11 protein-coding genes are annotated in these 12661 nt (G+C 70.4%); 6 read left to right on the top strand and 5 right to left on the bottom strand.

Going from position 1 to position 12661, the window contains the following annotated elements; all coding sequences use genetic code 11:
• The first annotated feature begins 40 nt into the window (after positions 1 to 40).
• From DR_RS14250 to DR_RS14230, 5 genes are all read left to right on the top strand, one after another.
• A complete protein-coding gene (locus DR_RS14250) occupies positions 41 to 637 on the top strand; it encodes a class I SAM-dependent DNA methyltransferase (protein WP_010889390.1) in 597 nt (198 codons plus the stop codon).
• A 75-nt stretch (positions 638 to 712) separates the two neighbouring features.
• Positions 713 to 1744: an XdhC family protein gene (locus DR_RS14245; protein WP_010889389.1), complete on the top strand. Its 1032-nt coding sequence runs from the start codon at positions 713 to 715 to the stop codon at positions 1742 to 1744.
• 10 nt (positions 1745 to 1754) lie between these two features.
• Positions 1755 to 2486: a helix-turn-helix domain-containing protein gene (locus DR_RS14240; protein ID WP_010889388.1), complete on the top strand. Its 732-nt coding sequence runs from the start codon at positions 1755 to 1757 to the stop codon at positions 2484 to 2486.
• A gap of 224 nt (positions 2487 to 2710) precedes the next feature.
• The gene (locus DR_RS14235; protein WP_051618845.1) at positions 2711 to 4774 is read left to right on the top strand and encodes a GMC family oxidoreductase; all 2064 of its coding nucleotides are present in this window, start codon (positions 2711 to 2713) and stop codon (positions 4772 to 4774) included.
• A 61-nt stretch (positions 4775 to 4835) separates the two neighbouring features.
• Positions 4836 to 6323 (top strand): aldehyde dehydrogenase family protein, encoded by a 1488-nt coding sequence (locus DR_RS14230; protein WP_010889386.1) that lies wholly within the window; start codon positions 4836 to 4838, stop codon positions 6321 to 6323.
• A 28-nt stretch (positions 6324 to 6351) separates the two neighbouring features.
• Here the strand turns inward: DR_RS14230 and DR_RS14225 are convergent, their stop codons facing one another.
• From DR_RS14225 to DR_RS14215, 3 genes are read right to left on the bottom strand one after another with little or no spacing between them, the layout of a single operon-like run.
• A complete protein-coding gene (locus DR_RS14225; protein ID WP_010889385.1) occupies positions 6352 to 8046 on the bottom strand; it encodes an SWIM zinc finger family protein in 1695 nt (564 codons plus the stop codon).
• A gap of 5 nt (positions 8047 to 8051) precedes the next feature.
• On the bottom strand, positions 8052 to 8780 hold the full coding sequence (locus DR_RS14220) for a metallophosphoesterase family protein (RefSeq protein ID WP_010889384.1): 729 nt from the start codon (positions 8778 to 8780) through the stop codon (positions 8052 to 8054).
• Between the two features lie 58 nt (positions 8781 to 8838).
• Positions 8839 to 9297 (bottom strand): arsenate reductase ArsC, encoded by a 459-nt coding sequence (locus DR_RS14215; RefSeq protein WP_027479743.1) that lies wholly within the window; start codon positions 9295 to 9297, stop codon positions 8839 to 8841.
• A gap of 142 nt (positions 9298 to 9439) precedes the next feature.
• Here DR_RS14215 and hpaH point away from each other — a divergent pair, with 142 nt between their 5' ends.
• The gene (gene hpaH, locus DR_RS14210; protein ID WP_010889382.1) at positions 9440 to 10246 is read left to right on the top strand and encodes a 2-oxo-hept-4-ene-1,7-dioate hydratase; all 807 of its coding nucleotides are present in this window, start codon (positions 9440 to 9442) and stop codon (positions 10244 to 10246) included.
• 16 nt (positions 10247 to 10262) lie between these two features.
• Here the strand turns inward: hpaH and DR_RS14205 are convergent, their stop codons facing one another.
• A complete protein-coding gene (locus DR_RS14205; protein WP_010889381.1) occupies positions 10263 to 11555 on the bottom strand; it encodes an aspartate aminotransferase family protein in 1293 nt (430 codons plus the stop codon).
• Positions 11556 to 11635: 80 nt separating this feature from the next.
• On the bottom strand, positions 11636 to 12652 hold the full coding sequence (locus tag DR_RS14200; RefSeq protein ID WP_010889380.1) for an LLM class flavin-dependent oxidoreductase: 1017 nt from the start codon (positions 12650 to 12652) through the stop codon (positions 11636 to 11638).
• Positions 12653 to 12661: the final 9 nt, after the last annotated feature.

Raw genomic sequence — 12661 nt, 5'->3', positions numbered from 1 at the left:
CCTATTTGTCTCAGTCGCCCGCATGCGCTAACACCTAGCTATGACCCTGCCCCCCAGCTATTTCGACGATGTCTACGGCGCCAGCGACGACCCCTGGGAGTTCGAGACGAGTCCTTACGAGGCGGCCAAGTACGCCCGCACCCTCGCTGCGTTGCCCCGGCCCGAGTACGCGCGGGCGCTCGAAGTCGGCTGCTCCATCGGCGTGCTGACGGCGCAGCTCGCGCCCCGAACACGCGAACTGGTGGCGACGGATGTCAACGACAAGGCGCTTGCCCGCGCCCGCCAGCGCTGCGCCGGGCTGCCGCAGGTGCACTTCGAGCGCCGGGGGCTGCCGGACGACCTGCCCGCCGGGCCCTTCGACCTGGTGCTGCTCTCGGAGGTGCTGTATTACCTCTCCCCCGCCCACCTGGAGCGGGCGCTGGACGCCGTGCTGGCGCGGCTGTCTCCCGGCGGCACGCTGCTGCTGGTTCACTGGACGCCCACCGTCCACGACTATCCCCAGACCGGCGACGCGGTGCATGAGGCGGCGCTGCGGCGCGTGGGCCACGGCCTGCGGCACCTGCACGGCGAGCGCCACGGCGATGAGACGCAGGGCTACCGGCTCGACCTCTTCGAGCGCGAGGGCGCGGCGGGCTGAGCGCCGGACGGTGCCTGGCTCGCTTTTGCAGCAGGCCGAACTGCGGAAGATGAGGGCACCAGGGGAGTCAAGGATATGGACGAAACACTCGACGATTTTCTGTACACCTGCGCCGCGCTGAGTGCCGAAGGTGCGGACCGAGCAGGCGAACTGGTGCTGGCGACCCTGATCGACGCGAGCGGCTCAGGCAAGGCGCTGGGGCGGCGGGCATGGTTTTTGCCCGGCGGCGAGATTCGCGGCTCGGTCACGCTGGGCGGCTGCGCCGACGGCAAGCTGCGGCAGGTGGCCGAGGACGTGCGGCGGGAGCGCCGGAGCCAGCGCGTCCGGGTAGACCTCGGCAGCGACGAGGCCTACGAGTTCGGCATGACCTGCGCCGGGCAGGCCGAGGTGCTGCTCTGGCCGATGTCGCCCGCCGACCCCGTGTGGCAGGCCGCCGCCCGGCGGCGCGAGGCAGGTGAGGGGATGCTGCTGCTGACACCGCTGGGCCGACCCGGGCCGACCGTGCTGGCCCCCTTGCCGGAAGGCGCCGGCGAGCAGCGGGTCGAGCGCGTCGGCAGCGGCGAGGACGAGCAACTGCGCGAAGTGTGGCCGGCCCCCTTCCGGCTGCTCATCGTGGGCTCCGGCCCGGTGGCCCGCCCACTCGCCCGCCTTGCCCGCACGGTGGGGATGCGGGTGGCCCTTACCGACGACCACCCCGAGCGGCTGACCCCCGAGCGCTGGCCGGACGTGCATACCTTTTACCCGGTGGAGAACGGTCAGGAACTCGAGCTGCCGCCGCTCGACGAGCGCAGCGCGGCGGTGCTGCTGGTTCACGACTACGCGCACGAACTCTCGGTGTTGGGGCGGGTGCTGGAGACGCCCGTGCCGTACATYGCGCTGCTCGCCAGCCGCCGCCGGGGGGGCGCGGTACTGCGCTTTCTGGAAGACACCGGCCTCGACGCCGCGCAACTGGAACGGGTGCGGACCCCGGCGGGCCTTGACCTCGGGATGTCGTCCCCGGCGGGCATCGCCCTGAGCATCCTCAGCGAACTGGTGCAGGTGGTGCAGGGCGGCAGTGCCCAGCCGCTCGCGGCGCACGACTGGCGGCGGCCCGCGCCGACCGGCTGACTGCCTTCCCATGACGCCGCCTGCGCCACCTGCCCCGGTGCGCCGTGAGCTGGCCGCGCTGCTGGGAACCCTGCGCGGCGCGGCGGGCCTGAGCCAGAGCGAACTGGCGCGGCGGGCCCGCTGCACCCGGCCTTACGTGAGCCAGCTCGAAGGCGGCGCCCGGCAGCGGCCCTCGCGGGCGGTGGCGCTGCGGCTCGCCACGGCGCTGGGGTTGCAGGGCGAGGCGCGCCAGGAATTTCTGACGGCGGCGGGCTGGCCGGACCTCGAACAACCGCTCAGCGACGCGGGGGACGCGGCACACACCCTGGCGCGGCAGCTGGTGGACGGGCTGCCCTACCCGGCGGCGCTGCACGACAGCCGCTGGATTGTCGGCTATACCAACGGGCCGCTCGAACGGCTGTTTGGGGTGCTGGGCGTGCCGATGCTCGCGGGCGGCTCACTGCTCGAGGACGTGTTCGACCCGGCCCTGCGCGCCCGCTTGCCCGACTGGGAGGGCTGGGCGCGCGCCATGCTGGCGCAGTTCAAGCGCGACAGCGGCACCTCAGTCACACCCCCGCGCAGCAGGCGTTGCTGGTGCGGCTGCACGCCCTGCCCGATTTTCCCCGGTTATGGCGGCATGTCGAGGCGTCCGCCGACACCACCCCGGCGATGCCGCTGGCACTCAGCCTGCCGGGACACGGCCCGCTGCACCTCGAAGTGCTGCGGCTGCAAGTCGTCGGCCTGCCCGAGCTGTGGCTGGTGACCTTTTTGCCGGTGGGCGCGGCGGCGCAGCGGCTCCTGGCAGCCCAATAAGCAGAAGACCCGCTGACTGGTCGGCCCGGTAACCAGTTACCTTGCCGCTCTCCAGCCGTCGCTTCTAGAGTGGGGCACCCCAACTTCATCATGTGTTCGCCCGGCCCCGGCGCCTGGCTACTGGCCCTGTTGCCGGTGTGTCGCGCCGCCTCTCCGGACGGCCAGGAGGTCCCTATGACGGTTCCCGACTCCTCGACTCCAGCACCACTGGCCCCGGCTCCACTAACCCCAGTCCAGCAGGCCACCCTGCGGGCGCTGGCCGACACGGTGCTGCCCGCGCTGCCCGGACGCGGCGACGTTCCCTTCTGGCAGCTGGCGGCGTCCGACCTGGGGGTGCACCTCGCCCTGGAGGGGTATCTCAATACCCAATTGCCCCCCGAGGCCCGCGCCGGGCTGCTGGGGCTGCTCGACGCGCTCGCCTCGCTCAGTTTTGCCGCGCAGAGTCAGGCGGTGCGCGAAACGCTGCTCCGCACGGTCTCCGGCATCGCGCCTGAAGCGGCGGCGGGGCTGGGGGCGCTGCGGCAGCTTTCCTTGCTGTTCGGCTACGGCATGACCGACGAACAGGGCCAGAACCCGCTGTGGGCGCAGTTCGAGTACGCGGGATTCAGCAGCCCCGCGCCGCAGCGCAACTCAGCCATCACGCCGTATGTTCCGCAAGACGGTGAGGTGCTGGAAGCCGACGCCGTGGTGGTCGGCTCGGGGTCGGGCGGCGGAGTCATCGCGGCGCGGCTGGCGCAGGCGGGCAAACGGGTGGTGGTTCTCGAAGCAGGCGGGCACTACCACGAGGCCCACTTTCAGGGCCGCGAACTCGCCGCCTACCAGACGCTGTACTACCGGGGCGGCTACCACCCCACCGCCGACGGCAACGTGACGCTGGTGGCGGGGGCCAACCTGGGCGGCGGCTCGACGGTCAACTGGTCGAACTCGGTGCCCCCACGCGACGACATTCGCCAGCGCTGGGCGAGCGAGCACGGCCTGAGCGACGTGGCCGACCCCGGCTATGACCGCCACATCGACGCGGTGCTGGAGCGCATGGGCGTCAGCGAGCAGTGCAGCGACCACAACGGGCCGCACCAGCGCCTCGTTGAGGGGGCCGACAAACTCGGCTACACCTTCGTCAAGGCCGCCCTGAACCTCAGCCCCGAGCACTACGACGCCGACAAGGCGGGGCACGCGGGCTTCGGGGACCAGACCGGCGCCAAGCAGGGCACCCTGAACACCTTCCTGAAAGACGCCTTTGAGGCCGGGGCGCGGATTCTGGTCGGCACCCGGGCGCAGCGCGTGCTCGTCGAGGACGGGCGGGCCGCCGGGGTCAGCGCCGTGACGACGATGGGGGACGAAACGCGCCAGATCACCGTGCGGGCGCCGCAGGTCGTGGTCGCGTGCGGGGCGCTCGAAACGCCCGCGCTGCTGCTGCGCTCGGGCATCGGCGGGCCGGCGGCAGGTCGGTACCTGCGACTGCACCCCGCCGGACTGGTCGCCGGGATTTACGGCGAGGACCAGCGGGCGTGGTGGGGCCCGCCCCAGAGCGGGATTCTCAAGCAGTTCGCCGACCACGAGAACGGGCATGGCTTCATCATCGAGGGCGTGCAGTACGGGCCTGCGTTGATGGCGTCGGGCCTGCCCTGGACCGGCGGCGAGGCGCACCGCGACCTGATGAGCAAGTTTCACCGCATGGCGACCTTCGTGAGCATCGTGCAGGACCGGGGACACGGGCAGGTGACGGTGGATGACGAGGGCAATGCAGTACACACCTACGCCCTGACCGACGACCTCGACGCCCGCAACTTCCGGCGCGGCGTGACCGAGAGCATCCGGCTCCACGAGGCCGCCGGAGCCGAGGAAATCGTCGCGCTCGCCCCCGGCGTGGCTCCCTGGCGGCGCGGGGACGACCTCGAAGCTTTTATCGGGCAGGTGGCGCAGGTGCCGCTGGGCGCGGGCGGGCAGACGGTCTTCAGCGCCCACCAGATGGGCTCGGCGCGCATGGGCAGCGACCCCCAGACCAGCGTGGCCGACCCCGACGGACAGCTCCACGACGTGCCGGGCGTGTGGATCGGTGACACCAGCGCCTTTCCGACTTGCAGCGGCGTGAACCCGATGGTGTCGTGCATGGCCCTCGCCTCGCGCACCGCCGAGAAGCTGCTGGCGGCGATGGAGGGTGCAGACGGCGGAACGGGTTCCGGCCTGCCTCATCACCACAGCGCCGGGCTGACCGCCGAAGCCGGGGCGCCGCAGTGAGTTTTCCCGGCCGCCCTTTCCTCACTGTCCCCACCTTTTCCCCCTTCCAAGGAGCCCTGCGATGACCGCTGAACCTCAAGTTTCCCCTGCGCCCACCCCGCCGCCCGCCGCGCCCCTGCTGGTTCGTGACCGCCTGTTTATCGGCGGGGAATGGGTCACGCCCTGCGGTCAGGGCACCCTGGAAGTCGTCAATTCGGCCACCGAAGAAGTCATGGGCACGGTGCCCGAAGGCACGCCGGAGGACGCCGAGCGCGCAATTCTGGCCGCCCGCGCCGCCTTCGACTCGTGGTCGCAGACCCCCGCCGAGGAGCGGGCCGCTCTGCTGGAGCGCATCAGCCGGGGCCTGAACGAGCGCCAGAGCGAAATTGCCGCGCTGGTCGCGCAGGAAGTCGGGATGCCGTTCGTGCTCAGCAACGTGATTCAGGTGGGGCTGCCCGCCGTCACCTTCATGTCGATGGCCGAGGAAATCCGGCAGCTGCCCGCCGAGGAAACGCTTGCCAGTTCACTGCTGCTGCGCGAGCCGGTGGGCGTGGTGGCGGCCATTACCCCCTGGAACTATCCGCTGCACCAGATTGCCGCCAAGGTCGCTCCGGCGCTCGCCGCTGGCTGCACGGTGGTGCTCAAGCCCAGCGAAGTGGCGCCGCTCAACGCCTTCGTGCTCGCCGAAATTATCGAGGCGGCGGGCGCCCCGGCGGGGGTGTTCAACCTCGTGACCGGCACCGGCCCGGTGGTGGGCGAGGTGCTCGCCGCGCACCCCGAGGTGGATATGGTGTCGTTTACCGGCTCCACGGCGGCGGGCAAGCGCGTGAGCGAACTCGCGGCGCGCACCGTCAAGCGGGTCGCCCTCGAACTCGGTGGCAAGAGCCCGTACCTGATTCTGGACGACGCCGACCTGAGCGGTGAGGCGCTGGTGCAGGCCGTCATGAACGGGATTCAGGGCTGTTACCTCAACTCCGGTCAGACCTGCTCGGCGCTCACCCGGATGCTGGTGCCGCGTTCGCGTCTGCCCGAAGTCGAAGCGGTCGCGCAGGCGGTCGTTTCACAGGTGAAGGTCGGCAGCCCCTTCGACGCCGCGACCACCCTGGGGCCGCTGGTGTCGGACGTGCAGCGCGAGCGGGTGCGCGGCCATATCCGGCAGGGCGTGGCCGAGGGCGCGCGGCTGATCGCGGGCGGCGCCGAGTCGCCAGAGGGGCTGGAACGCGGCTACTACGTGCAGCCCACCATCTTCTCGGACGTGACGCCGGAGATGACCATTGCCCGCGAGGAGATTTTCGGGCCGGTGCTCGTCATTCAGCCTTACGAGGACGAGGAAGACGCCGTTCGCATCGCCAACGCCACCCACTACGGGCTGGCGGGCGGCGTGTGGTCGAGTGACCGCGAGCGTGCCGTGCGGGTCGCCCGCCGCCTGCGGACCGGGCAGGTTTCGATCAACGGCGGCGCCTTCAACCCGGTGGCCCCTTTTGGCGGCTACAAGCAGTCGGGCAACGGACGCGAATTCGGGCGGCTGGGCCTGGAGGAATTTATGGAGGTAAAGGCCCTCCAGTTTTGAGCGCGGCCCCTCTCCCCGAGCCCTCCACCTACAGCAATCCCGCCTTGCGAAGTTCGTCGCGCAGGGCGGGCAGCCGGGAGCTTTCCGGGAAGGCGGCGGCGACCAGTTGACGAGTTTCACGCTGGCCCAGCCGCCCCAGCAGGGGCTGCAGCGCAGTGGCGGCTTCGGCATAGGCGCGGCGGTGGCGCCCGGCGGCGAGGCGCTGCGCGACCTGCACTGAGAGCAGGGCGGCGCGCTCGTCGCTCAGGCCGGGAAGGGCCGCCACCTGCAAAGCGAGTACCGGCGCCAGCGTGTCTCCCGCGTCGCTGACCAACTCGAACGCCTGATCTGCCAGCCCCTCGGCCAGCAACAAGTCGAGCAAACGCTGCTGAGCACCCCGCTGCCCACGCAGGCGGGTGATGAGCGTTTCACGGTCAGCCGGCCAGTCCACGCTGCCCCGCTTAAGGGCGGCCAGCCACTCGGCGCGGTTGCTACTCACCACTTCCTGCCACGCCAGCGCGTGGGCTTGCTCACGCCGCCCGCTGCCGAGGTACACCCTGTGCAGCCACAGCCGCGCCTCGTCACGGCCCACGCTCGTGCGTGAGAGGGCAAGCTGTTCCAATTCGGCCAGCGCCCCCGCCCGCTCGAACGGCCCGCGCAGCTCGGCAAAGGGCAGAGGCCCCCGCACGGTCTGCAAGGTCTGTACTGCTTCCCCGGTCCGCCCGCGCTGCGCTAAAAACAGGCCCAGCCGACTCGGGCTGTGTCCGGCCCGCAGCAGCGCTTCCTCGTCCGCGTCACTGCGGGGGCCGCCGCGCAGGTCGAGCAGGCCGCGCAGCGCGGCGTGTTGCCGGGGACCGCTGCCGCGCGAGAGGGATTCGAGCAACTGCTGCACCTCGCGCTGCTCATCGGGGCGCAGCACCAGCACCCAGCCGCGAAAGTCCTCGTCGTAGGCCACGCGGCCACTCGTCATTTCCAGCCGAATGGCTTCGAGCGCCTCTTCGCGCACGTCGCCCTCAAGCTCGGCGTGGGTAAAGAGGCTGTAGAGCCCCGCCAGGGCCTCCTGCGCCACCCCGTCGAGGCCAAAGTCGATGTCGAGGCGCTCATAGAACGCCTGCACCCCGTCCAGCAGCGCGAGGTAACCCTGGGCCAGCGCTGCCGCCTGCTCCTCGTCCCCTTCATCCAGCTCTTCAAGCAGGGTCCCGAGTTCGTCGAGCAGCAGGTCGAGCTCCTCGCTGGCAGGCTCTTCTTCCAGGTCGAGCAACTCGTCCAGGGTCAGGCCCTCGGCGAAATCGGCAAACGCGGCCTCGATGCGCGAGGTCAGGTCGTCGGCGCTCGTCAGGCCGGCCTGGGCGTAGACCAGTTCTTCGAGTTCCGGAGCCCGCGCCAGCAGGCGGCGCACCAGCCGTTCCAGCGCGGGCCGGTCGAGGGCGCCGAGCACGCTGCCGAGGTCCTGGTCAGCGTCGAAGGCCGCCGGGTCCTGGGCCACCTGGGCCAGCAGCGCCGCCACATGCTTGCACGCGCCGCTGCCCACCGGGCAGGTGCAGCTCGCGTCGAGCACCCGGCCTTCCCTCACTGTGGCCGATACCCGGTAGCGCCGCTGCCCCTGAGCTACGGCGCGGTATTCGGTGCCCCGCGCCGCCTGACGCTGGCTCAGGTCGTCCAGACGGCGCAGGTACGGCTGGCCCTTTTGCCACTCGCGGGGGCCCACCCAGCGGCGGGCGGCCTGCTCGCTGAGCCTCGCCACGGCCCTCAGTTCCCGCTCCGGCGGTCGCGCCCGGTCCGCAGTTGCCGGGCTTCCTGCGCGCCGCCCTGGGCGTGGGCTTCGGCCCAGCGCGCCGCCGCTTCCACGTCGTAGGGCACCCGGCGGAAGGTGACGTTCCAGGCGTCCCCCTCGCCCTCCAGCAGCACCCAGCGGGCGAGGGGCGAGCCGTCTTTTTGCCGGCTGACCGCGCCGCAGTTGACCACCGTGAGCGCCCCGATTTGCCGGAGATGCTCGAGGTGCGAGTGGCCGACGATGACCACGCGGGCTTCTCCCACGTCCCCCAGCCGCTGCATGACGAGTTCGTCGCTCGCCCACTCTTCGCCGTCGCGCAGCAGGTATTCCCAGGGGTCACTGGGCGTGCCGTGCCCGGCGAGCACCGCGCCGCCCGCCAGAGTCGCGCTGGTCGGCAGGGAACTCACGTGCTTGCCGGCGCCCTGCGGCAGGGTGGCGTGCAACCAAGTCAGCATCCCGAGTTTGTCGGTGTCGGGTGTCAGCGCTTCGCCGAGGCGCTCGTCGGTGTTGCCGCGCACTTCAAAGGCACCGGAGTGCTCACGCAGCCGCCGCTGCAAGGCCCAGGCGCCTGCGGGGTCGGCTCCGCCAAACAACTGGTCGCCCAGGTTGACCCAGGCGTCCGGCTCACAGCGCTCGATGTCGGCCACCACCGCTTCCAGCGCAAAGCGGTTGCCGTGTACGTCTCCGAAAACAGCGATTTTCATGGGGTCTCCTGGGGGAAAAGGGGGCGAACGGCGCACATGTTTGGAACAGTCTAGGAGGTCAGGCGCTGACCGCTGGGCTCGCCTCGTAGCTGGCCGGTGCCTCACGCCCCGCCGTCAGCGCGTCCACGAAGGCGCCGAACTGCGCCTGCATCTGGTCGCGCACCTCGCGCCACCGCTCCAGGCTGCCGCCCGAGGGGTCGCGGAAGGGATAGTGGCGGCGCTCGGTGTGGCCGGGATACACCGGGCAGGCGTCATTGGCGCTGTCACACACCGTGATGACGTAATCGAAGTTCTGCGGGTCCGGCACGTCGTGCAGCGTTTTGGACGTGTGCTCGGAGAGGTCGATGCCGAGTTCGGCCATCACTGCGCGGGCCTCGTCCTTGACGCGGGTGGCCTCGGTGCCGGCGGAATGCACGTCGAGGTCGAGCCCGGCGCGGCGGGCGGCCTCGCGGCTCAGGCCCTCGGCCATCTGCGAGCGGGCGGAATTGTGGGTGCAGAGAATCAGGACACGCTTCACGACTGCCCACGATACAGAGGGCAGGCGCCGTTCTCCCCCACCGGGAGGCGACTCGCTAGGATGGAAAGCGAACCGACAAGCCAACACACCGCTCTGGCCGCCGCGCCGAGCGGAGACCCCCTATTCCAAATCCAGAGGAACCATGCTGACCGACGAACAGATCAGGGACGCCGCCCACCGCTTGCAGGAGGCGGAAACGAACCGCCGGCAAATCGGGCACCTGTCCCGGCAATACCCCGACATCACCATCGAGGACGCCTACCGCGTGCAGGACGCCTGGGTCAGCCATAAGCTGGCGCAGGGGCGGCGGGTGTACGGCCACAAGATCGGCCTCACCTCGCGCGCCATGCAGAAATCGAGCAACATCAATGAACCCGATTACGGCGTGCTGCTCGACGATATGGTGTTCGCCGAGGGGAGCGAGATTCCCGCCGGACGTTTCATCGTGCCGCGCGTGGAAGTCGAACTCGCCTTCCTGCTCGACAAAGACCTGAGCGGCCCGCACTGCACGGTGTTCGACGTGCTCGGCGCGACGGCTTATGTGTTTCCGGCCATCGAAATCATCGACGCCCGGATTCAGCAGCTCGACCCGGAGACGAAGGCCACCCGCAAGGTCTTCGACACCATTTCCGACAACGCCGCCAACGCGGGCATCGTGACCGGCGGGCGCCCGGTGCGGCCTTTCGATTTCGACCTGCGCTGGCTGGGCGCGCTGCTCTACAAAAACGGCGTCATCGAGGAAACCGGCGTGGCAGCGGGCGTCCTGAACCACCCGGCGAACGGCGTGGCGTGGCTGGCGAACAAGTACGCCGCGCACGGGCGACGGCTGGAAGCGGGGCAGGTCATCCTGGCCGGGTCGTTTACCCGCCCGGTGGAAGCTGACCCCGGCGACGTGTTTCACGCCGACTACGGGCCGCTGGGCGGGGTGACGCTGCGCTTCGGGCGCTAGCCGTCAGCGGGCCCCCTCAGCCCAGCACGTCCTCCAGCGCCCCGGCGAGCAGGGCCAGCAGTTCGTCCACCTCGGCAGCCGTGATGCTCAGCGGCGGCCCGAGCAGCAGGTGGTCACCCCGGCCATTCGGCTCGGCGCCGCTGCCGGGGTAGGTGATGAGGCCGCGCTTCAGGGCCGCCGCACCGATACGTGAAGCGATGCCCGGCGTCTCGAACGCCTGCCCGGTAGCGAGGTCACCGAGCACCACGCCGAGGAGCAGCCCGGTGCCGCGCACCTGCATCATCTGCGGAAAGCGCGCCTGCAACGCCTGCAACCCGGCGAGCAGTTGCGCCCCGCGCTCCTTCGCCGCCCCCGTCAGGTCCTCGCGTTCCACGATGTCGAGGACGCTCAGGCCCGCCGCCACGCTGACCGGGTGCCCGGCGTAGGTGAAGCCGTGCATGAAGGCCCCCGAGCCGCCCATGACCGTCTCGTACACCTGCGGCGCGGCGAGCAGGCCCGCCAGCGGCGCATACCCGGCGGCGAGCCCCTTGCCGAGCACGGCGATGTCGGGCGTGACCCCGCTCCAGCGCGAGAGCGCCAGCGGCGACCCGCAGCGGCCCATCCCGCTCATCACCTCGTCGGCGATGAAGATGATGCCCGCCTCGTCGCAGATGTCGCGCACCCGCTCGTAGTAGCCGGGGGCAGGAGCGAGCGCCGCGTCGGAGGCCCCCACCACCGGCTCGGCCATGAACGCAGCGACGGTCTCCGGTCCTTCGCGTTCGAGCAGGGCGCGCAGGCCCTCGGCGTCCTCGGCCCCGTTCCGTGCCGGGTCAGGCTTGGGCAGCTTGGGCCAGGCTTCCGGGCGCATCAGCGGGGTATACAGCTCGCGCCGCGCCCCCATCCCGCTCGCCGCGAGACTGCCCAGCGAGGCGCCGTGGTAACTCGGCACGCGGGTGATGACCTTGAAGCGCCCCGGCTCGCCGCGCTCGACGTGGTATTGCCGCGCCAGTTTCACCGCGCTCTCGGTGGCCTCCGAACCGCCCGACACTGCCCAGAAACGGAAGGTTGGCAGCCCAACAAAGCGGGCCAGTCGCCCGGCGTACTCCTCCAGCACGTCGCTGGAAAACTGCGACCCGTGCACGAAGGGGAGCCGCGCCGCTTGCGCCGCCATGCGCTCCCCCACCTCGGCGCGGCCATGCCCGATGTTGGCGACGAGCGCTCCCGAGGAGCCGTCGAGATAACGGCGGCCCGCGTCGTCATAAAGAAAAACGCCCTCCCCACGCACGGCGACGGGGTAGGGCTTGCTGGAACGGTAAAAGACGTTGGACATGGGGACTCTCCTCCAGGCCGCTTCTCATCAAACGGCTCTCAATTGAAAGGTTGGTCCCCAGACTACTTCAGTGGTGGCGGTTAGGCTTCCTTCTGCGGCGTCATGCCCGCCGCCTGAGCGAGCAACCGGTACGACTGCTGGCGCTTAAGCGGGTCGTGGGCGTAGGTCGTGACCAGCATTTCCTGGGCGCCGGTGCTTTCGCCGAGTTCCTGCAAGCTGGCCCAGACCTGCTCCGGCGTGCCGATGCGGGCTTTTTTCAGCAGTTTGGCGGGGTCGGTGTCCATCTCTTGCAGCCACTGCCGGGCCTCTTCGGGCGAGCGCAGCACCCCGCGCTGTCCACTGAGGATGCCGAGCGAGAGCGCCGCCGAGGTCAGCGAAAGGTCACGGGCTTCGTCCTCGGTGGGGGCTGCCAGCGCATTGACGCCGAGGATGGCGTAGGGCTCGGCGAGCGGGCCGGGGCGGAAATGCCGGTGGTAGGTCTGCACGGCCACGGCGGGGTCTTCTTGACTGAAGTGGTAGGCGAACGCGTACCCGACCCCCAGTTCCCCGGCGAGCTGCGCCCCGTAGAGGCTTGAGCCCAGAATCCACAGCGGCGGCAGCTTCACACCGCGCGGCTCGGCCAGCACGCCGTCAAACACCGACCCGGCGGGCCAGGGTGTTTCCCCGGCAAAGGCCCGCAGCAGCGCGATCTGGGTGGGAAAATCGTCGGCGGCCAGCGCTTCCCGCGAGCGCCGCAGCGCCAGTGCCGTGCGTCCATCGGTGCCGGGCGCGCGGCCCAGGCCGAGGTCAATACGGCCCGGAAACAGCGCTTCCAGACTCATAAAGTTCTCGGCCACCTTCAGCGGCGAGTGGTTGGGCAGCATGACGCCGCCCGAGCCGACGCGGATCCGGCCTGTCCGGGCAGCGGCGAGCGCGATCAAGATTTCGGTGGCCGCGCTGACGAAAGCGCCACTGTTGTGATGCTCGGCAATCCAAAACCTTGTGTATTGATACGAATCGGCAACTTCCGCCAACTCCAGCGTGTGCCGCAGCGCTTCGCCCGGCTGCTGGCCGGTACTGACCGGCGTCAGGTCGAGAACAGAAATAAGAGGAGCCATAGCCCAAGT

This window comes from Deinococcus radiodurans R1 = ATCC 13939 = DSM 20539, from assembly GCF_000008565.1.
GTDB classification, from domain to species: Bacteria; Deinococcota; Deinococci; order Deinococcales; family Deinococcaceae; genus Deinococcus; species Deinococcus radiodurans.
This window is presented reverse-complemented; position numbering and strand designations above follow the sequence as displayed.